This is a genomic window from Stenotrophomonas sp. Sm2128 (assembly GCF_030985535.1).
In the GTDB taxonomy this organism is placed as follows: Bacteria; Pseudomonadota; Gammaproteobacteria; order Xanthomonadales; family Xanthomonadaceae; genus Stenotrophomonas; species Stenotrophomonas maltophilia.
This window is the reverse complement of the sequence record NZ_JAPTFQ010000031.1, coordinates 12,361-32,965: the sequence shown is the minus strand read 5'-3', so window position 1 is coordinate 32,965 and position 20,605 is coordinate 12,361. Positions and strand designations below refer to the sequence as shown.

Annotated in this window: 17 protein-coding genes; 12 read left to right on the top strand and 5 right to left on the bottom strand. The window is 65.9% G+C overall.

The genetic code is table 11. The annotated features are described in order from the left end of the window. The first annotated feature begins 7 nt into the window (after positions 1-7). Together O0K41_RS10915 and O0K41_RS10910 are read left to right on the top strand one after the other, a co-directional pair. Positions 8-814, top strand: a complete 807-nt coding sequence (locus O0K41_RS10915) for an amidohydrolase (RefSeq protein WP_123958828.1) — start codon at positions 8-10, stop codon at positions 812-814. A gap of 103 nt (positions 815-917) precedes the next feature. Continuing rightward, positions 918-1,352, top strand: a complete 435-nt coding sequence (locus O0K41_RS10910) for a hypothetical protein (protein ID WP_088435921.1) — start codon at positions 918-920, stop codon at positions 1,350-1,352. On the opposite strand, the gene O0K41_RS10905 is transcribed toward O0K41_RS10910, so the two are convergent. Further along, positions 1,339-1,632, bottom strand: coding sequence for a hypothetical protein (locus O0K41_RS10905; RefSeq protein WP_005413984.1), 294 nt, complete (start codon positions 1,630-1,632; stop codon positions 1,339-1,341). The genes O0K41_RS10910 and O0K41_RS10905 overlap by 14 nt on opposite strands. 95 nt (positions 1,633-1,727) lie before the next feature. Then, positions 1,728-2,855: an MFS transporter gene (locus tag O0K41_RS10900; protein ID WP_164222035.1), complete on the bottom strand. Its 1,128-nt coding sequence runs from the start codon at positions 2,853-2,855 to the stop codon at positions 1,728-1,730. A 90-nt stretch (positions 2,856-2,945) separates the two neighbouring features. Here O0K41_RS10900 and O0K41_RS10895 point away from each other — a divergent pair, with 90 nt between their 5' ends. Then, positions 2,946-3,734: a helix-turn-helix transcriptional regulator gene (locus tag O0K41_RS10895; RefSeq protein ID WP_005410333.1), complete on the top strand. Its 789-nt coding sequence runs from the start codon at positions 2,946-2,948 to the stop codon at positions 3,732-3,734. Between the two features lie 116 nt (positions 3,735-3,850). Here O0K41_RS10895 and O0K41_RS10890 read toward each other — a convergent pair whose 3' ends face one another. Genes O0K41_RS10890 through O0K41_RS10880 form a run of 3 tightly spaced genes read right to left on the bottom strand, consistent with a single transcriptional unit; the run spans position 3,851 to position 7,266 of the window. Next, entirely contained in the window at positions 3,851-5,479 is a 1,629-nt protein-coding gene (locus O0K41_RS10890) for a pseudouridine synthase (protein WP_164222033.1), read from the bottom strand. Next, positions 5,472-6,347 (bottom strand): SMC-Scp complex subunit ScpB, encoded by an 876-nt coding sequence (scpB, locus tag O0K41_RS10885; RefSeq protein WP_005410331.1) that lies wholly within the window; start codon positions 6,345-6,347, stop codon positions 5,472-5,474. Before scpB ends, O0K41_RS10890 begins: the two co-directional genes overlap by 8 nt. A gap of 13 nt (positions 6,348-6,360) precedes the next feature. Further along, the gene (locus O0K41_RS10880; protein WP_005410330.1) at positions 6,361-7,266 is read right to left on the bottom strand and encodes a ScpA family protein; all 906 of its coding nucleotides are present in this window, start codon (positions 7,264-7,266) and stop codon (positions 6,361-6,363) included. Between the two features lie 374 nt (positions 7,267-7,640). Between O0K41_RS10880 and O0K41_RS10875 the strand changes: the two genes are divergently transcribed. The 9 genes from O0K41_RS10875 (at position 7,641) to O0K41_RS10835 (ending at position 20,604) form a co-directional block, all read left to right on the top strand. Then, on the top strand, positions 7,641-7,940 hold the full coding sequence (locus O0K41_RS10875; RefSeq protein WP_049451704.1) for a YciI family protein: 300 nt from the start codon (positions 7,641-7,643) through the stop codon (positions 7,938-7,940). A gap of 20 nt (positions 7,941-7,960) precedes the next feature. Beyond that, positions 7,961-8,212, top strand: coding sequence for a BolA family protein (locus O0K41_RS10870; protein ID WP_032963317.1), 252 nt, complete (start codon positions 7,961-7,963; stop codon positions 8,210-8,212). Between the two features lie 149 nt (positions 8,213-8,361). Further along, positions 8,362-9,399, top strand: a complete 1,038-nt coding sequence (locus O0K41_RS10865; protein ID WP_012480808.1) for a LacI family DNA-binding transcriptional regulator — start codon at positions 8,362-8,364, stop codon at positions 9,397-9,399. Between the two features lie 76 nt (positions 9,400-9,475). After that, the gene (locus tag O0K41_RS10860) at positions 9,476-12,532 is read left to right on the top strand and encodes a TonB-dependent receptor (RefSeq protein ID WP_099484810.1); all 3,057 of its coding nucleotides are present in this window, start codon (positions 9,476-9,478) and stop codon (positions 12,530-12,532) included. Between the two features lie 247 nt (positions 12,533-12,779). After that, complete coding sequence (locus O0K41_RS10855) at positions 12,780-14,384, top strand: glucoamylase family protein (RefSeq protein WP_049451706.1); 1,605 nt, start codon at positions 12,780-12,782, stop codon at positions 14,382-14,384. A 4-nt stretch (positions 14,385-14,388) separates the two neighbouring features. After that, positions 14,389-15,729 carry a sugar ABC transporter substrate-binding protein gene (locus O0K41_RS10850; protein ID WP_164222037.1) on the top strand — a complete coding sequence of 447 codons (1,341 nt, stop codon included), beginning with the start codon at positions 14,389-14,391 and terminating at the stop codon, positions 15,727-15,729. Next, entirely contained in the window at positions 15,726-16,607 is an 882-nt protein-coding gene (locus O0K41_RS10845) for a sugar ABC transporter permease (RefSeq protein WP_005410323.1), read from the top strand. The genes O0K41_RS10850 and O0K41_RS10845 overlap by 4 nt, the downstream gene beginning before the upstream one ends. Then, positions 16,604-17,440: a carbohydrate ABC transporter permease gene (locus tag O0K41_RS10840; RefSeq protein ID WP_005410322.1), complete on the top strand. Its 837-nt coding sequence runs from the start codon at positions 16,604-16,606 to the stop codon at positions 17,438-17,440. The genes O0K41_RS10845 and O0K41_RS10840 overlap by 4 nt, the downstream gene beginning before the upstream one ends. Next, positions 17,437-20,604, top strand: a complete 3,168-nt coding sequence (locus O0K41_RS10835) for a discoidin domain-containing protein (RefSeq protein ID WP_164222031.1) — start codon at positions 17,437-17,439, stop codon at positions 20,602-20,604. The genes O0K41_RS10840 and O0K41_RS10835 overlap by 4 nt, the downstream gene beginning before the upstream one ends. Position 20,605: the final 1 nt, after the last annotated feature.

The window sequence follows — 20,605 nt, the reverse complement described above, 5'->3', positions numbered from 1 at the left end:
CTTGAACATGCAGGACCTGCGCATTTCCCTCGTCCAGGGCGACACCCGCTGGCACGATCCGGCCGGCAACCGCGCCTACTACGGCGCGCTGCTCGCACCGCTGGCCGGCACCACCGACCTGGTGATCCTGCCGGAGACCTTCACCAGTGGTTTCTCCAACGACGCCATTGCCCAGGCCGAAGGCATGGACGGCCAGACCGTGGCCTGGGTGCGCGAACAAGCCAGGACCTTGAACGCGGCGGTGATCGGCAGCGTGCAGCTGCGCGACGGCGAGGGCGTCTACAACCGCCTGCTGTTCGCCACGCCCGATGGCGACCTGCAGTACTACGACAAGCGCCACCTGTTCCGTTACGGCGGCGAGCACGAGCGCTATGCCGCCGGTCGCGACCGCCTGAGCGTGGAATGGAAGGGCTGGCGGATCAATCCGCAGGTCTGCTACGACCTGCGTTTCCCGGTGTTCTGCCGCAACCGCTACAACGTGGAGCGTCCGCAGCAGCTGGATTTCGACCTGCAGATCTTCGTCGCCAACTGGCCGTCGGCACGCGCCTATGCGTGGAAGACGCTGCTGCGTGCACGTGCGATTGAAAACCTGTGCTTCGTGGCAGCGGTGAACCGCGTCGGTGTCGATGGCAACCAGCTGCACTACGCAGGCGACAGCGCGGTGCTGGATTTCCTCGGCCAGCCGCAGGTGGAGATCCGCGAACGCGAACAGGTGGTCACCACCACCATCTCGGCCGAGGCGCTGGCCGCACACCGCGCGCGTTTCCCGGCGATGCTCGATGCCGATGCCTTCCACCTGGACGAACAGGCCTGAGCACCGGCCTGAACACTGCTGCACCAGCGCGTGCGCCTGCATCCAACGTGCACGCGCGCGCTGCTAGATTCGCCGGCAGTCCGACCGAACTGGAAGTCCTGCCATGAACAAGCCCTTCGCCCTGCTGCTTGCCCTGTCTGCCGCATCGCTGGCCCCGGCCGCGCACGCCGCTGGCAACCTCGACTGCGAGCTGCGCTACAACCTCTCTGGCTGGTCGCTGATCTACAAGACTGCATCCGGCAATGGCACGGTCACCTGCAGCAATGGCGCCAGCATGCCGGTGCGCATCCAGATGAAGGGCGGCGGTCTGACCTTGGGTAAGTCGAAGATCACCAACGGACGTGGCAGCTTCACCGGCGCAGTCAGCGTCAACGAGCTGCTGGGTACTTACGCCTCGGTGGGCGCGCATGCCGGTGCGGTGAAGTCCAGCAACGCGCAGGTGATGACCAAGGGCGACATCTCGCTCGCCCTGTCCGGTACCGGCAAGGGCTGGGATCTGGGCGTGGACGGCACCGCGTTCACCCTCAGCCGGCGCTGAGGCGCGACGGCGCGGCAGTTCCCCAGCTGATGCGGATGTAGTGCTGTTCGGAATCGCTCAACAACCGTTCGACACCGAAACCATTCTTCAGCAGCTGTGCGACCACATCTTCGACGAGCTGCTCGCTGGCCATCACCTGGCTGAAGCCGAACACGATGTAGCGGCGGCCATTTTCCGAGCCGATCTGGATGGCGTTGTCGAGATCGCGGTAGAACAGTTCGATCGGGCGCTTGGCGGCATCGACGTTGGCGCGGGCCTGTTCGGCGGTGATGGTGATCATGGGCATCTGCCTTGTGTGGGAGCGCGCGCACGATAGCCGGGGAATCAAAGCCGTTCCCGGAAGGCCAGCACAGTGCGCTGCTTTTGCAGCAATTCCTAGGCTGCAGCGGGACGCCGCCGTTGCAGCCACAAGGCCAGTAGGCCACACGCGATAACGGTCGGTGCCAGCATCTGCACCGCACCGACCAGCGCCATTGCCGCACCGATCAACAGGTAGTAGAGCAGGCCGAACAGCGCGCCTGCGCTGCCGAGACAGTGTGGATAGCCGCGCAGGGCCTGGCCGAGCACATTGGGAATGGCAAGGCCGAAGCCCGTCACCACCGGCACCATCGCCGCGATCAGGGCAGGGTGATCATGCAGCAGCGCGGCCAGCAGGCCTCCCGTCAGGACCAGTCCTGCGGCGATGCGGATGCGCGTGGTTGCGGCAACGCCTGCACGCAGCAGGCGGCCATTGCCCCACGCGCCCAGTCCCGAGCCCAGTGCCAGCACCGCGCCGCTGGCGCCGAACCAGGTGGCTGGCCAGTGCAGGCGCGCAAACACGAAGGGGCCGAGCACATACCAGCTGTACATCGCCACGTTGAAGGCCATCACCAGCAACGCGTGTGACCAGATCCAGCGATCGCGCAGCAGTTCCCGCAGCAACGGCAGCATGGGCGCGTGCGGGATCTGTGCAGGGCGGCTTTCGCGCAGGCCCGCCAGGCATGCGACTGCCAGCAGGGCAGCGATCAGCAGCAGGCCGGACTGTACGCCGACATAGCCATGGGCGGCGACCAGCAGCGTGCCCAGTGCAAGGCCGATGGCCGGGCTCAGGGCCAGGGCCATGCCGATCCAGGAGAACGCCTGCGCCAACGCGGGTCCCTGCAGGTGGTCGCGTAGTACGGTCTGGGTTACCACCGAGGCCGCCGCCGCACCCAGTGCGGCCAGTGCCTGTGCCAGCAGGACCTGGCCGAAGGTGCTGGCCAGCAGGCCGCCGCAGGCGGCCAGTGCGAACACGGCCAGCCCGCATAGCAGGGCAGGGCGACGACCGATACGATCGGCCAGGCGCCCCCACAGCAGCACGCCTGCAGCGAAGCCGAACAGGTACAGGCTCATGGCCTGGCTGGCGGCACTCGGCGGCAGGGCGAAGCGTTCGGCCAGATCGGCCAGGGCCGGGCTGTACAGGGTCTGTGCCAACTGCGGGAACATCAGCAGTGCAATGGTGAGCAACAACAGGCGGCGCGACATGCGGGCGCTCCAGGAACAGGGCCGCGCATTGTGGTCGCGTCCGCAATGGCGCACTCTGTCTATCCTGTCATCGAATGTATGAAATAAGACATGGCCTGGTTGCAGCCGCACGCGCACTTCGACGCCGATGCCTGGAGCGCTCCGGTGCTGGGGATTGCAGCCTCACTGGCGGATCACGACTCGGGTTGGCACCAGCATGCACGCGCGCAGCTGCTGTATACCCGGCAGGGCTGCACGCGCCTGACCTACGGTGATCGCATCAGCCTGCTGCCGCCCGCGCGCGCCGCGTGGATTCCGGGCGGGCTGCGCCATCGCGCGCAGATGCGCCAGGCGGTCGACTACCGTTCGTTGTACTTCGACGCCACGCTGTCGGCCCAGCTGCCCCGGCAGCCGGCGATCATCGGCGTGGGGTCGCTGCTGCAGGCCTTGCTGGAGCCGATCGCGCAGGCGCCGTTCGACCATGACTGGCAGTCGCCGCGCGCGCACCACCAACTGGCGTTGTGCGTGCTGGAAATCGCTGCTGCACCGGTGGCGCCGATGGACCTGCCTCTGCCTCGTGATCCGCGGATCGCACGGTGCCTCCCGGTGGCCGAACAGCTGCCGCCCGAACTGGGGGAGCTGGCCGCGCGCACGGGCCTGAGCGCGCGTACCGTCGGCCGGTTGATGCAGCGTGATACCGGCATGAGCTACCAGGCCTGGCGCCAGCAATGGCGCCTGATGCGGGCCATGGAGTTGCTGCTGCTGGGCCAACGCGTGGCGCACGTGGCGCAGGACACCGGCTTCTCCGCCGAGAGCCCGTTCATCGCCTTCTTCCGCGGCATGACCGGCACCACACCCGCCGCGTTCCAGCGCCACGCAAAAGGGGACGGAGGGGATTAAGTCGCTTTCGCCCCTTTGACACAGGCCGTGGCAAAAACGACTTAATCCCCTCCGTCCCCTTTTCAACGAAAAACCCCGGCCTGCGCCGGGGTTTTTCATTTCAGGCGTGCCGGTGATCAGCCGCCGCGCGGGCCGCTGCGGCGCGGGCCGCCCGGACCGCGGTTGCCGCCGGGGCCACCCGGGCCACGGTTGCCACCCGGACCGCCGGGGCCGCGATTGCCGCCCGGACCACGGTTGCCACCACCCGGCCCGCGACCGCCCGGACGGGCGCCCTGCGCCGGCTTGGGGCTGCCATACGGGTTGAAGCCCGGCGTGGCGTGGTCGGACGGGAAGCTCGGGGCATTGCCCGGATGACCATACGGGTGCTTGTTGCCCTGGCCCTGCGAGCGGTTGCCGGCACCGGCCGGACGACCCTGGCCGCCTGCGCCGCCACGGCCTTCACCGCCGAAACCGTCACGGCCCTGTCCGCCACCGGCGCCCGGACCCTTCGGCTTGCCGTACGGACGGCCCTGGCCGCCTGCGCCCGGACCACGGGCACCCGGGCCGCGCGCGCCCGGACCGGCATTGCGATGGCCGCTCGGGCCCGTGCTCACGCCATCCGGCACGTACCAGGTGCGGAACGCGGCCGGGTTGCCTTCCGGCAGCGAACGGTCGTTCTTCTGGGTGCGCTGCTTGAACGGCCTCTGCGACTGCTTGGCTGCTGCTTCACCGCTGACCGTCAGGCCACCCTTGAAACCGCCGCCCTTGCCGCCGCGGCCACGGCCGCGGTCTTCGCGGACGTTGTCGAAGCGACGCAGCTCGCGGCCTTCGTCTGCGGTGTTATGGCCGTTGACGTAGGCATTGCCACGGCCACCTTCGCGCACGCGCACGGTGGTCTTGGCGGCGCGGCGCTGGCCGATCACCGGCTGCAGGGTCAGAGCCGACGGCGCGCCTTCTTCCAGCTTCAGCTGCGCACGCAGGGCTTCAACCTGGGCGGTGCCCAGTTCCACCGAATGGCCACGGGCCAGTTCGCGCGGCAGGCTCACCTTGCCGTAGCGGGTGCGCTTCAGGCGGCTGACCTGGCAGCCCTGCGACTCCCACAGGCGGCGCACTTCGCGGTTGCGGCCTTCCTTCACCACGACGCGGAACCAGTCGTGCGAGTCGGTGCCGCCGATGCGTTCGATCTCGTCGAACTTGGCCGGGCCGTCTTCCAGTGCCACGCCGCGTGCGAGGCGGTCGACGATGGCGTCGGAGACCTTCTCCTCGCCTTCCGGGGCGCGCACGCGCACCACGTACTCGCGCTCGACCTCGAACGACGGGTGCATCATGGCGTTGGCCAGTTCACCGTCGGTGGTGGCCAGCAGCAGGCCGGTGGTGTTGATGTCCAGGCGGCCGATGGCGATCCAGCGCGCGCCCTTCAGCGGCGGCAGCGATTCGAACACGGTCGGGCGGCCTTCGGGGTCTTCGCGGGTGGTCACTTCGCCTTCCGGCTTGTTGTAGACCAGCACGCGCGACGGTTCGGCCAGGGCGGTGGCGACGAAGCCGCGGCCATCCAGCTCGATCTTGTCGCCGCTCTTGACCGACATGCCGGTCTGCGCGACTTCACCGTTGACCTTGACCAGGCCTTCGGCGATGCGCTGTTCCAGCGCGCGGCGCGAACCCAGGCCGGCCTGGGCCAGCACCTTGTGCAGGCGCTCTTCCAGCTTGAACTGTTCGGAGGTGGCTTCGCGCTTCAGCGAGAGCTTGTTACGGGGGGTGTCACTCATCAGTTTTGCTCCGGCCGACGGTTTCGGGGTCGGCCTCTGGTTCGGAATCGGCTTGGTCAACAGCCACGGTCGTCATCGCGACGGCGTTGTCTTCGCGTTCGTTCAGGGGCACCGCGCGCTCGCCCGGCGCGGAATCGGGGTGCCCATCATCAAGGGGCGAAGGTGCTTGCTCATCGGAAGCCGACGCAGACGCTGCGTCGGCGGAGTCGGGGGTGTCGCTGCCGGCCAGGCCGGCGTCATCGTTGGCAGCAGCGCCATCGGCGCCAGCTGAAATGTCCGGACCCTCGGCACTGGCGGCGGCCGGTGCGTCGCGGTCCAGGGCCAGCTGGGGTTCCAGCTCGCCCAGGTCCTTCAGTTCCGACAGCGGCGGCAACTCGTCCAGGCGCTTCAGGCCGAAGTAGTCCAGGAAGCCCTTGGTGGTGCCGAACAGGGCAGGCTTGCCGGGCACGTCGCGGTGGCCGACCACGCGGATCCACTCGCGTTCCTCCAGCGCCTGGATGATGTTGCTGCTGACCGCCACGCCGCGCACCTGCTCGATCTCGCCACGAGTGATCGGCTGCCGGTAGGCGATCAGCGCCAGGGTTTCCAGGGTGGCACGGGTATAGCGGGTCTTGCGTTCGGTCCACAGCCGGCTGATCCAGCCATGCACTTCGCCGGTCACCTGGTAGCGGAAGCCGGAGGCGACCTCGACCAGTTCCACGCCACGGCCTTCGCAGGCTTCGCGCAGGCGCTCAAGCGCACGTTCGATGCTGCCCGGCGGTGCCGGCTCCTCTTCCGGGAACAGGTCTTTCAGCTGGGCCAGGGTGAGCGGCTGGCTGGAGGCCAGCAGGGCACCCTCGACAATGCGGTTGATCAGCGTTTGGTCCATCGGCAGTCAGCGCTCACTCGTTCTCGTTGGCGGCGTCGTTGTCGTCGAACTCGCTGCTGAACTGCAGCGGGGCATTGGTGTTGCCGGCGGCTAGGGACTTCACGTAGATCGGCGCCAGCGGCTCTTCCTGGACGATGTCCAGCAGCTGTTCCTTGGCCAGTTCCAGCACCGCCAGGAACGTGACCAGCACGCCCAGCTTGCCTTCTTCTGCGGTGAACAGCCCTTCAAAACGGTAGAACTTGCCATCTTCAAGCCGGCCCAGCACTTCGCCCATGCGCTGCCGCACGCTCAGCGCCTCGCGCTTGATGGCGTGGCCACTGAACAGCTCGGCGCGCTTGAGCACGTCGTGCAGGGCCAGCAGCATTTCCTTCAGGTCCACCGGCGGCGGCAGCTTCACCGCAGCACGTTCGGGCATGAAGGCGTGTGCCACCGTGGTGTCGCGGTCCTGGCGGGGCAGGGCGTCGATGTCCTCGGCGGCCTGCTTGAAGCGTTCGTACTCCTGCAGGCGGCGCACCAGTTCGGCGCGCGGGTCGGCCTCGTCGCCTTCCTCGCTGACCGGGCGCGGCAGCAGCATGCGCGACTTCACCTCGGCCAGGATCGCGGCCATGACCAGGTACTCGGCGGCCAGCTCGAAGCGCAGCTCGCGCATCACGGTGATGTATTCCACGTACTGCCGGGTGATCTCGGCCACGGGAATGTCCAGTACGTCCAGGTTCTGGCGGCGGATCAGGTACAACAGCAGGTCCAGCGGGCCTTCGAAGGCATCCAGGATGACTTCCAGCGCGTCCGGCGGGATGTACAGGTCCTGCGGAATCTGCAGGACCGGTTGCCCATGCACCACGGCCAGCGGCATTTCCTGCTGCTGGGGGGCGGGCGGCCGGGTTGGCGGGTTCGCGTCGAGCGCGAGTTCGGAAGTCATCTAATGGACATCAGGATTGCATCGGACCAGTCGCGGCAGCGGGTTCACCGGGCCAACGCCACGGCGCCCCACGGCACCAGACACGCCGGGATCGGCGCGATTCCACACATATCAAACAGCAGGACGCGCCGCAGTAAACGGCAGCGACGGAACTACGGGGAGGTCGTCTACGTGGCCCGGCCAGGTGGTCCGGTTCGAAGCAGCGGGACGGTCGTCGGGGGCTGCGTTGGCCGCAGAAACCGACGGGCTGCTGCATCCAGCCACGTGCAATGGTGTCTAGGGTAAGCCTTTGTCGCGCCAGTGTCCAGCCGGGCTGGGGCGAGGGCGGCATTGGCTAGAATCTGCGCACCCGACAACGCAAGCGAGGAAATGCCGTGTGGTATGTGATTGAAGGCTATGACGGCCAGGACGTGCTGGCACAGCGACTGCAAGCACGTCCGGAACACCTGGCGCGCCTGTACGCGCTGCGCGACGAAGGCCGCCTGCTGCTGGCCGGACCGTGCCCGGCAGTAGACAGCGAGGACCCGGGCCCGGCCGGCTTCAGTGGTTCGGTGGTGATCGCGCAGTTCGAGTCGCTCGTGCAGGCCCAGGCCTGGGCTGATGCCGACCCTTACGTAGCCGCGGGCGTCTACACCCATGTACAGGTGCGTCCGTTCCGCAAGGTCCTGCCGTGAACGCGGAGCGGATCGAGCGGATGCGTGACGCACTGCAGCAGGCGCTGGCCCCGAGCGTGCTGGAAATCGAAGACGACAGTCATCGTCATGCAGGCCACGCCGGTGCGCGCGATGGCCGCGGTCATTTCAACGTGCATGTGGTCAGTGAACGCTTCGCCGGACTGGGGCCACTGGCCCGGCATCGCGCGGTCTATGCCGCGCTGGGCGCGATGATGGAGACCGACATCCACGCGCTGTCCATTCGTGCATTGACCCCGTCAGAACAGGGCTGAGCCCTTGTCCCACACTGTCCTGGCGGGTCCGTCAGCGGGCCCGCCACAGACAGATTTCCATGTCCATTTCAGGACATTCGCCTAACGGACTGTTTACAAGCCCAGATGGAAACGCTTACATTCCGCGCCAATGCTGGTAGGTCCAAGCCGTGGAGGGCGGCTTCGTGAACAAGGCAGCTATCACAATCAAAGACGTCGCTCGCGAAGCCCGGGTCTCCGTGGCCACGGTTTCCCGCGCGCTCAACGGGCATGAAAATGTCGCCGAACCGGTCCGCCAGCTTGTGCTGGAGGTGGCCGCACGGCTGCGTTACACCCCGCACGCCGCCGCCCGCAGCCTCAGCAGCCGTCGCACCAATACGGTGGGCGTGGTACTGCCTGACCTGTACGGCGAATTCTTCTCCGAGCTGATGCGCGGCATCGACAACGTCGCCCGCAACCGCCGCCAGCACCTGCTGGTGTCCAGTTACCACGGTGACCAGGAGCAGCAGGGCGCTGCCCTGCGCGCCATGCGCGGCCGCGTCGACGGCCTGCTGGTGCTCTCGCCCTATGCGGAGAGCCCGGGATTCCTGACCGACAACCTGCCGCAGTCGTTGCCAACGGTGTTGATCAACACCTATCTGCCCGGGCAGGACCACCCGGTGCTGAGCATCGATGACCATGCCGGTGCGATGGCGATGACCCGCCATCTGCTTGACGCGGGTCACCGCCGTATCGCTTTCATTTCTGGCCCGGACCTCAACTTCGACGCGCGCGAGCGCCTGCGTGGCTTCCGTGACGCGTTGGCGGCTTTCGGCAGTGACGCCGAAGGCATCGAGCTGCCCGGTGATTTCGACGAAGCTTCCGGCCATCGCGCCGGTCAGGAGTTGTTGGCAGCCGGAGCGCTGCCTGATGCCGTGTTCGCCGCCAACGACATGATGGCGCTGGGTTGCCTGTATGCGTTCACGCAGGCAGGTGTCCACGTTCCGTCCGACGTCGCCCTGGCCGGTTTCGATGACATTCCACTGGCGCGTTTCGTCCACCCGTCGCTGACCACCATGCAGGTCAGCATCGCCGAACTCGGCGATCGGGCCATGACGCGCCTGATGCAGTTGATGGACGGCACCTCCACGGATGGGACAGGGGACAAGCAGACCCTGGTTCCCCGCTTGATAGTTCGCGATTCCACCACTCCGCCATCCGGCCGTTGAAGCCGGAGGCGTTCCTTCTTTTTTGATTGATCGCAGGGACCGCGCAAGCGGTTACCGCCACCCGGAGATTGAGTTGATGATGCACACCACCTTCCGCACGCCGGCGCGCCGGCTGCTGAGCACCGCACTGGTCAGCTGCCTGATGCTGGCTGCTGCTCCGAACGTCATGGCGCAGTCGGCCAATGCCAGCCTGCGCGGCCAGGTTTCCGGCGCGCAGGCCGGCGCCGAGGTGACCGCCACCAACGTGGCCACCGGCACCGTCCGTCGCGGTACCGTCCGTGCCGATGGAAGCTACTCGCTGATGGGCCTGGACCCGGGCACCTATGACGTGGTCGCCAACGGCCAGTCGCAGAAGGTCACCGTCACCGTGGCCTCGACCGCTACCCTGAACTTTGCCGGCGCTGCCAGCAGCACCCCGGGTACGACCGCAGCCACCAACCTGGACACTGTCAACGTCGTCGCGCCGACCCTGCTGCAGGAAGTGCGCACGTCCGAAGTCGGCAAGACCGTCAGCCTGCAGCAGATCCAGACCACCCCGCAGGTCTCGCGCAACTTCCTGGAGTTCGCCGACGCGGTGCCGGGCATGATCTTCACCCGCGACGCCAAGGGCAACACCTCGCTGCGCGGCGGTGCCACCAACTCCGACGGCACCAACGTCTACATCGACGGTGTGGGCCAGAAGAGCTACGTCAAGGGCGGCGGCGTGGCCGGTCAGTCCGGCAGTGCCGGTAACCCGTTCCCGCAGCTGGCCATCGGCGAGTACAAGGTCATCACCGGCAACTACAAGGCCGAGTACGGCCAGGTGTCCAGTGCAGCGGTCACGGCCGCGACCAAGTCGGGTACCAACGAGTTCAAGGGTGAAACCTTCTACCGTTATACCAACGACAGCATGCGCGCGATGACCCCGGCCGAGCGTCAGCCGGGCAAGGGCAAGGAGGATTCGGCCGAGAAGGAATACGGCTTCGCCCTGGGCGGCCCGATCGTCAAGGACAAGGCCCACTTCTTCGTGACCTATGAAGCCAAGCGCTTCGATCTGCCGGTGACCATCGCACCGCATGGTTCGGTGACCAACAAGGCCAACCGCGTCCCGGCTGATGCCCAGGCCGGCCTGGGCCCGGCCAGCCAGCCGTTCCAGCAGGACCTGATCTTCGCCAAGGTCGACTTCGAGCCGACCGACAACGATCGCCTGGAACTGACCTTCCAGGACCGTGATGAAACCCAGCAGCAGTTCTCGGACCAGACCGCGCCGATGCACGGCAAGGAAACCAAGAACACTGACCGCCGTTACGCGCTGCGCTGGAACCACAGCGGTGAGCGTTACTACAACGAGCTGATGGTTACCCACGAGGATTCGTTCAACAATCCCAAGCCGCTGAGCATGGGCAACGGTTTCAACTACACCGCGCCGGACGGCAAGAACGAGGAGCGCGCCATCGTCTCGATCGGTGGTTCCTCGGCAATGTCGTCGCAGGTGAAGGGCCAGAAGGGCTGGTCGGTCGAAGACAACCTGACCCTGGATGGCATCCAGTGGGCGGGCGACCACACCATCAAGATGGGTGCCAAGTACAAGCAGATCGACCTGTACGCCTCCGATGCGGCGCAGATCAATCCGCAGTTCTACTACACCATCGACAACCCGACCTTCCCGGACAGCATCCCGTACAAGGCACAGTTCGTGAAGCCGGTCACCGGCGTGTCCGGCGTGTCCGGCGAAGTGCGCTCGAAGGTGAAGCAGATCGGTCTGTTCATCCAGGATGACTGGCAGGTCAACGACCACCTGCAGCTGAACCTCGGCCTGCGCTGGGACTACGAGAAGAACCCGTCCTATCTGGACTTCGTGACCCCGCCGGAAGTGGTCAATGCGCTGTTCGCGCAGGATCCGCGTGCCGCCGCTGGCCAGAGCTACGCTGACACGCTGGCGCTGAGCGGCCTGAACATCAACGATTACATCAGCAACGGCCACAACCGCAAGGCATTCAAGAATGCCTGGCAGCCGCGTCTGGGTTTCTCGTATGACATCAATGCCGACGAGCAGCACGTGATCCACGGTGGTGCCGGTCGTTCCTACGACCGCGACCTGTTCGACTATCTGCAGCTGGAAACCACCAAGCTGGCCCTGCCGCAGCCGACGATCTACTTCCGCAATCCGGCAACCGGTCAGTGCTTCCAGGGCAACGCCGCGTGCTATGACTGGAACCCGAACCTGCTCAACGGTATCGGCAACCTCCAGAGCCTGGTCGGTTCGACCAGCAATGCCGGCTTGGAAGTCGACCTGCTGAACAACAATCTGAAGGTGCCCTACGCTGACCAGTTCAGCCTGGGCATGAGCAACCAGATCGGCGACTGGCTGACCGACGCCACCATCTCGCGCACGCTCACCTATGACGGCTTCGCCTTCACCCTGGGCAACCGCTACCCGACCGGCAACTTCTTCGACGATCCGCGTCTGTGCGGTGGCACCGAAGCCGGTCTGGGCCAGGCGTGGAGCTGCAACGTGCCGGGCTTCGGCAGCCTGATCATCGGCCAGCAGGGCATCAAGACCCGTGCTACCCAGATCCTGTTGTCGGCGCAGAAGCCGTTCACCCAGGAAAGCGGCTGGGGCACCTCCATCGCCTATACCTGGACCACCGCCCGCCACAACCGTGACATCAACGAGCACTACGCGTTCGACCGTGGCGTGATCGGTGACTACCCGACCATCCGCTCCAACGGCGCGCCGCGTCACCGCCTGGTGGTGACCGGTTCGTATGCGGGCTTCTGGGGCATCACCTTCGGTGGCAAGATCACCCTGGCCACCCCGACCGCGATCAACGACTGGTACGGCGTGCCGCAGGCCAATGGCTTCGACCTGCCGACCCCGATGGCGGCGGTTCCGGGTGGCAACGGCAAGTTCCTGCTGGGTGGCAAGATCTTCGGTTATCGCTCGGTCGACCTGCAGGCGACGAAGACGTTCAAGATGCCGGGCGATACCGAGCTGTATGCGCGTATCGACATCATCAATGTGTTCAACTTCGACAATTTCTCGAACTACAACTACTACAAGAATGGCAAGTTGACCGCGAGCTACAACGAGACCGGCGACATCGTCGGTACGCCGCGCCAGGTCAAGGCCGAAGTGGGCTTCCGCTTCTAAGCCCGGATGGATGCATGACCCCGATGCCGCCGCTCCGCCGGCGGCATCGGGCGCGTGAAAACAGCAATGGCCGGCCCTGTGCCGGTCCATTGCCCATGCCGCTGCCGGTCAGGGGGCATCGGCATGGGCAATGATCGCGGTGTCAAACCACGTTTTTCGTGGTTTTTTAAGAACGCACCTTGTAAACGATTTCAGATCATTGGACGGTATGCTTTCCCATCGATCAGACCACCGGAGAAATCGCGCCATGCAGGCACGTCATCTGTTGTCCGCCGCAGCGTTGAGCCTGGCCGTGGCCGCCTGCCAGCCGGCCCAGCAGGAGCCTGCCAAGCCGCGGCCGCCGGTGATCCTGATCGAGGCCGATGCACCGCCGCGGCCGATGAAACCTGAGCTGCCGCCGCTGTTCGATGACATCGAGCGCCGCACCTTCCAGTTCTTCTGGGATACCACCAACGAGATCAATGGCCTGACCCCGGACCGCTATCCGTCGCGGCCGTTCGCCAGCATCGCCTCGGTCGGCTTCGCACTGACCGCGTATCCGATCGGCATCGAGAACGGCTGGGTCAGCCGCAACCAGGCGATCGACCGCACCCTGACTACCCTGAAATTCTTCCGCGACGTGCCGATGGGCCCGCAGCGTACCGGCAAGGCGGGTTACAAGGGCTTCTATTACCACTTCCTGGACATGCAGGAAGGCCGTCGCTACGACAGCTGGGTCGAACTGTCCTCGGTGGATACCGCGCTGCTGATGATGGGGGTGCTGTTCGCGCAGTCGTACTACGACGGTGACGATCCGCGCGAGAAGGAAATCCGCCAGATCGCCGACACGTTGTACAGGAAGGTCGACTGGCCCTGGCTGCAGCAGCGTGCGCCGCTGATCTCGATGGGCTGGTTCCCCGAGAGCGGTTTCATCGACCACGACTGGATGGGCTACAACGAGGCCATGATGGTCTACATCCTTGCCCTCGGTTCGCCGACGCACCCGGTCAGCCCGGATGCGTGGACGGTGTGGACGCGCACCTATGACAACGACTGGGGGGTCTACCAAGGCCAGGAATACCTGTCCTTCGGCCCACTGTTCGGCCACCAGTACAGCCACGTCTGGATCGACTTCCGCGACATCCAGGACGCCTACATGCGCGAGCGCGGCAGCACCTACTTCCTCAACAGCCGCTCGGCCGCACTGGCCCAGCGTGAGTACGCCATCGCCAACCCGATGCAGTGGAAGGATTACGGCGAGAACGTCTGGGGCCTGACCGCCAGCGATGGCCCGCAGAACACCACGCAGGAATACCGTGGCGAGCAGCGCCAGTTCCGCCATTACTCTTCGCGCGGCGCTGGCCTGCGCGAAAACTTCGATGACGGCACCATCGCTCCGACCGCCGCGATCGCGTCGGTGGTGTTCGCGCCGGAACAGGTGATCCCGGCCACGCTGGAGATGCACAAGCGCTACGGCGATTACATCTATTCCAGCTACGGCTTCCTGGATTCGTTCAATCCCAGCTTCAACTACGACATCCCGATCAAGACCGGCCGCGTGGTGCCGGATCGTGGCTGGGTCGCCAGCGACTACATCGCCATCGACCAGGGGCCGATCCTGACCATGATCGCCAACTATCGCAATGATTTCGTCTGGGAAGTGATGAAGAAGAACCCGTACATCCGCAAGGGCCTGGAGCGGGCGGGGTTCAGTGGTGGCTGGCTGGCGCCGGAAGGTTCGTTCCAGCCGCTGGAACTGCAGAAAGACGAAAAGGCCGCGGCGGCACGCGCGGTGGGTATCGCCGAATCACGCGCGGCTGCCGCGCAGGAACAGAAGAACAATGCCAACCGCAACACAGGCCAGGGCAAGTAACCCGATGCCGAACTGGATCGACCGTCTGCGCCGCTGGACACTGCCAACCCTGGCCGCACTGGCCGTGGCCGGCTGCGCCCGCACCGAACCGGGCACCACCACTGTGCGCTTCTGGGCAATGGGCCGGGAAGCCGAGGTGGTCAGCGAACTGATCCATGAGTTCGAAGCCGAGAACCCGGGCATCAAGGTGGACGTGCAGAACATCCCGTGGACCGCTGCGCACGAAAAGCTGCTGACCGCGTTCGCCGCCGACGGCCTGCCGGACGTGTGCCAGCTCGGCAACACCTGGGTGCCGGAGTTCGCCGAGCTCGATGCGCTGACCCCGTTGCAGCCGTTCGTCGATCACTCTGCCGTGGTCGATGAGAAGGACTATTTCCAGGGCATCTGGGACACCAACGTGATCCACGGCGAGCTGGTCGGCGTGCCGTGGTATGTCGATACGCGCCTGATCTACTACCGCAAGGACCTGCTGGCCAAGGCCGGCTACGACCACCCGCCGCGCACGTGGCAGGAGTGGGATGAGCAGATGGCAGCGATCAAGCGCATGCAGGGCCCGAACCGCTATGCGGTGCTGATGCCGATCAACGAGTTCGAGCAGCAGCTGTCGCTGGCACTGCAGCAGCCCGATCCGCTGCTGCGCGATGATGACACCCGCGGCAACTTCAGCAGCCCCGGCTTCCGCCGCACGCTGGCGTTCTACGCCAACATGTTCGAGCAGGGCTGGGCGCCGAAGATGTCCGAGACGCAGATCTCAAACGTCTGGGATGAGTTCTTCCGCGGCTTCAACGTCTTCTACATTTCCGGCCCATGGAACATCCGCGAGTTCAAGAAGCTGCAGCCGAAGGAACTGGAAGGGCAGTGGGGCACCGCAGCGCTGCCGGGGCCGGAGGGTCCGGGCGCGGGCATCGCCGGTGGCACCAGCCTGGTGATCTTCCGCAAGTCGCAGCAGAAGGAGGCGTCGTGGAAGCTGATCGAGTTCCTGTCGCGCCCGCAGATCCAGGCACGTTTCCATTCGATCATCGGCGACCTGCCGCCACGCCGCAGCACGTGGAGTGCGCCGTCGCTGGCCAACGATCCGCTGGCCGCAGCGTTCCGTGACCAGCTGGAGCGGGTCAAGCCGACGCCGAAGGTGCTCGAATGGGAGCGCATCGTGCAGGAAATGCGCATCGTCACCGAGAAGGTGGTGCGCGGTGGCCTGCCGCAGGACAAGGCCGTCGAAGAGCTCGACCAGCGCGTGGACAAGGTGCTGGCAAAGCGCCGCTGGATGCATGAACAACAACGCCTGCAGCAGCGCGTTCCGTCGCCGCAATCGAGCAGTGCCGTGGCCGCCGGGAGCGCGCAATGAAACGTACTTCACTCGCCGGCTGGATTTTCGCCGGTCCCTCGCTGATCGTGCTGGGCGTGTTCTTCGGCCTGCCGGTGGCTTCGGCGCTGGCGCTGAGCGTGACCGACTTCGACCTGTATGCCCTGGCTGACAGCAGCAACCTGCGCTTTGTCGGCCTCGGCAACTACATCGATCTGCTGCAGACACCGATGTTCTGGAAGTCGCTGTGGAATACCACTTACTTCGTGTTGATCGGTGTGCCCTTGTCGATCGGCGTGTCGCTGGGCGCGGCAATGCTGCTGAATGCGCCGGCCGCACGCTTCAAGGCGTTGTTCCGCACCGCGCTGTTCGCGCCGGTGGTGACCACGCTGGTGGCGGTGGCGGTGATCTGGCGCTACCTGTTCCATACCAGCTACGGCCTGGTGAACTACGGCCTGGGCCATCTGGGCATCAGCCCGATCGACTGGCTGGGCGATCCCAACTGGGCGATGCCGACCATCATGCTGTTCGCGGTGTGGAAGAACTTCGGCTACAACATGGTGATCTTCCTGGCCGGCCTGCAGGCGATCCCGCATGACCTGTACGAGGCCGCGCGCATCGACGGTGCCTCGCGCTGGAAGCAGTTCCTGCACATCACCCTGCCGATGCTCGGCCCGGTGCTGCTGGTGGTCGGCGTGATTACCGTGTCCGGCTACTTCCAGCTGTTCGCCGAACCCTACGTGATGACCCGCGGCGACCCACTGCAGAGCACCGTCAGCGTGCTGTATTTCATGTTCGAGGAAGGCTTCAAGTGGTGGAACCTGGGACGCGCCTCCGCCGTGGCGTTCCTGCTGTTCCTGATCATCCTGGCGGTGACCACCGTGATGCTGCGTTTCGGCCGCAAGAGGCAGTTGGTATGAGTCGTGAAATCGGCCAGTCGCGCTGGTACCCGTGGTTGATCAATGGTGCGTTGCTGGTGCTGGCCCTGGTCAGCCTGGCACCGCTGTTGTGGATGCTCTCGGTCTCGTTCATGCCGCAGGGCGAGGCCAGCCATTTCCCGCCGCCGCTGCTGCCTTCCAGCATCACCACGCACAACTACCATGAGCTGTTCGCGCGCACTGGCATGGGCGGCAACTTCGCCAACAGCCTGCTGGTGTCGCTCGGCATCACGGTCGGTTCGCTGCTGCTCAACACCATGGCCGGCTACGCGTTCGCCAAGCTCAACTTCGTCGGCCGCGAGCGCCTGTTCCAGGTGCTGATGGCGGCGCTGGTGATTCCGGCGCAGGTGGCGATGCTGCCGCTGTTCCTGCTGATGAAGCAGCTGGGCCTGGTCAACAGCTTCGGTGGCGTGATCGTGCCAGCGCTGGCCAGCGTGTTCGGCATCTTCCTGGTACGCCAGTACGCGCGTTCCATCCCGGACGAACTGCTGGAAGCGGCGCGCATCGACGGGGCAGGGGAGCTGCGCATTTTCTTCCAGATCGTGCTGCCGATGCTCAAGCCGGTGCTGGTGACCCTGGCGATCTTCACCTTCATGGGCGCATGGAACGATTTCATGTGGCCATTGATCGTGCTGACCGACCAGGAGCACTACACTTTGCCGGTGGCACTGGCCACCCTCTCGCGCGAGCACATCATGGACGTGGAAATGATGATGGCTGGCGCGGTGGTCACCGTGGTCCCGGTGCTGGCGCTGTTCCTGGTGCTGCAGCGGTACTACATCCAAGGTCTGTTGCTGGGGAGCGTCAAGGGATGAAGCGAACGATCGCCGTTGGACTGTGCCTGTTGTGGACTTCCCTGGCGATCGCCGCACCACCGGCGCTGCCGGCACCGAAGCTGCTGGACGACTTCGACGACATCGCAGCCTGGACGCTGGTGCTGTCCGACCAGGTCAGCGGTTCGCTGCGCCCGGTCAGTGGTGCCGGTGGTGGCCGCGCGCTGTGCCTGGACTATGACTTCCACGATGTCTCCGGCTACGTCGGCATCCGCCGCGCGCTGAACATCGAATACCCGGTCAATTACCGCTTCGGATTCCAGCTGCGTGGCGAATCGCCGGGCAACGACCTGCAGTTCAAGTTGATCGATGCCAGCGGCGACAACGTCTGGTGGGTCAACCGGCCCGGCTACAGGTTCCCCAAGGCGTGGACGCCGGTCGAGTACCGCCGCCGCCAGATCGACAAGGCGTGGGGTCCCTCGCCCGAGAAGGAGATGGCACGAAGCGCCGCCGTCGAGTTCACGATCTACAGCAAGGTCGGTGGCCGCGGCACGGTGTGCTTCGACAAGCTGACCCTGCAGGGCCTGCCGCCGCAGGATGATTCGGCGTTGGTGCCATCGGTGATTGCCGATACGGCCACCGCGCTGCAGGACCGCATGATCGACGGCAAGAGCGACACGTTCTGGATCAGCGGTGGCGTCAAGCAGCAGACCATCAGCCTGGACCTGCACAAGAGCCGCGAGATCGGCGGTGTAGTGATCGATTGGCTGCCGAACCTGGAAGCCAATCGCTACACCGTGCGGACGTCCGAGGATGGCCGGGACTGGCGCACTGTGCGCGAGGTGACCGGCGGTGCGGGGGGGCGCGATTGGCTGGCGCTGCCGGATACCGACGCGCGCTACGTGCGTTTCGATCTGCGCGATGGCCCGAACTGGCGCTACGGCATCCGTGACATCGCGCTCAAGCCGCTGGCGTTCGCCGCAACGCCCAATGCCTTCCTGTCCTCGGTGGCCGCCGATCTGCCGCGTGGCTCGTTGCCGCGTGCCTATGTGGGCGAACAGCCGTACTGGACCCTGCTCGGCCTTGATGGTGGCCAGGAGCAGGCGCTGATCAGCGAAGATGGCGCGCTGGAGCCGGCCAAGGGCAGCTTCAGCATCGAGCCGTTCATCCGCCTGGACGGCAAGCTGCTGGACTGGTCGAAGGTCGCCATCACCCAGTCGCTGCAGGATCACTACCTGCCGATCGCCACCGTCGACTGGGTGCATGAGAAGGCCGGGCTTTCGGTGACCAGTTTCGTGCAGGGCACGCCCGAGCGCGCGCAGCTGATCGGCCGCTACCGGCTGAGCAATCCGGACAAGGTCGCGCACGAGTACACCCTGGCGCTGGCAATCCGTCCGTGGCAGGTCAACCCGCCCACCCAGTTCCTCAACACCGTCGGTGGCTTCAGCCGCATCGATGCACTGAATGTGGGCGAACAGCTGGTTCGGGTCAACGGTGAGCCGCGCATCTATCCGCTGCAGGTGCCGGATGCGCGCTTTGCCAGTACGTTCGATGGCAAGCTCGATGCGATGCATCTGGAAAGCGGCAAGTACCCGGCCACGACCGCAGTGAAGGACAGCACCGGCATGGCGTCGGGTGCGCTGATGTACACGATCAAGCTCGAGCCCGGCCAGAGCCGCGAAGTGGCGGTGGTGCTGCCGCAGACCGGTGGCTGGGCGCCGCAGGCGCTGGACGTGGCCAAGGCGCAGGCGCAGGTGGCCGATCAATGGCGGCAGAAGCTGGGCGTGGTCTCGCTGCAGGTGCCGGCTGCGGGCCAGGCACTGGTCGATACCCTGCGCACGGCCGTCGCGCACATGCTGATCTCGCGGGTTGGCCCACGCCTGCAGCCGGGCACGCGCTCGTACGCGCGCAGCTGGATCCGCGATGGCGCGATGATTTCCGAGGGCCTGCTGCGCATGGGGCGCAGCGATGCCGTGCGTGACTACATCAACTGGTATGCGCCGTACCAGTTCGAGAACGGCAAGGTGCCGTGCTGCGTCGACGCGCGCGGCAGCGACCCGGTACCGGAGAACGACAGCCATGGCGAACTGATCTACAGCATTGCCGAGTATGGACGCTACACCGGCGACAGCACGTTCACCGAGCTGATGTGGCCGCACGTGCAGGGCGCCTACAACTACATGGAGCAGCTGCGCGCCAGCGAGCGCACCGAGGAAAACCGCGCACGCAATCCTGCCTTCTACGGGATGATGCCGGCCTCGATCAGCCACGAAGGCTATTCGGCCAAGCCGATGCATTCGTACTGGGATAATTTCTGGGCGTTGCGCGGCTACACGGACGCGGCATCGCTGGCGGCCCAGCTGGGCAAGGTCGAGGCGATGCAGATCGCCGGATCGCGTGACCAGTTCCGTGATGACCTGCAGGCCTCGCTGCTGTCGGCGATGCAGCAGCACGACATCGACTACCTGCCGGGCTCGGCCGAGCTGGGCGATTTCGATGCGACCTCGACCACCATCGCGCTGGCGCCGGGCGGCGAGCAGGGCCGACTGCCGCAGCAGGCACTGGAGGCGACCTTCGAGCGCTATTGGAAGGAGTTCGTGGCCCGCCGCGACGGCAAGCGTGAGTGGAAGGACTACACCCCGTACGAGTGGCGCAACGTGGCGGCGTTCGTACGCCTGGGCTGGCGTGACCGCGCCTGGCAGGCCACCGAGTTCTTCTTCAGGGACCGTGCGCCGCAGGCCTGGAACCAGTGGGCCGAGGTGGTCTCGCGCACGCCGCGCAAGCCGTTCTTCGTCGGTGACCTGCCGCACGCCTGGGTAGCCTCGGACTTCGTGCGCTCGGCCTTGGACATGTTCGCGTACAGTCGTGACATGGACGATGCGCTGGTGCTGGCCGCCGGCATTCCGAGCGCCTGGCTGCAGGGCGAGGGCATCGCCGTGCAGGGCCTGCGCACGCCGCAGGGCCAGCTCAACTACCGCCTGCAGCGCAGCGACAGGCAGCTGGTGCTGGAGGTGCAGCCGGGCCTGGTGCCACCGGTCGGTGGCGTGGTGTTGCCGTGGCCGTACGCCGGTGATCCGGCCGAGGCGACGATCAACGGCGAAGCGGCCGAATGGGTCAACAAGGAACTGCACGTGCACCAGCTGCCGGCGCGGGTCGAGATCGATGTACCGAGCGCGGTGCGCCGCGCCGAGCGCAAGGGGCAGTAAC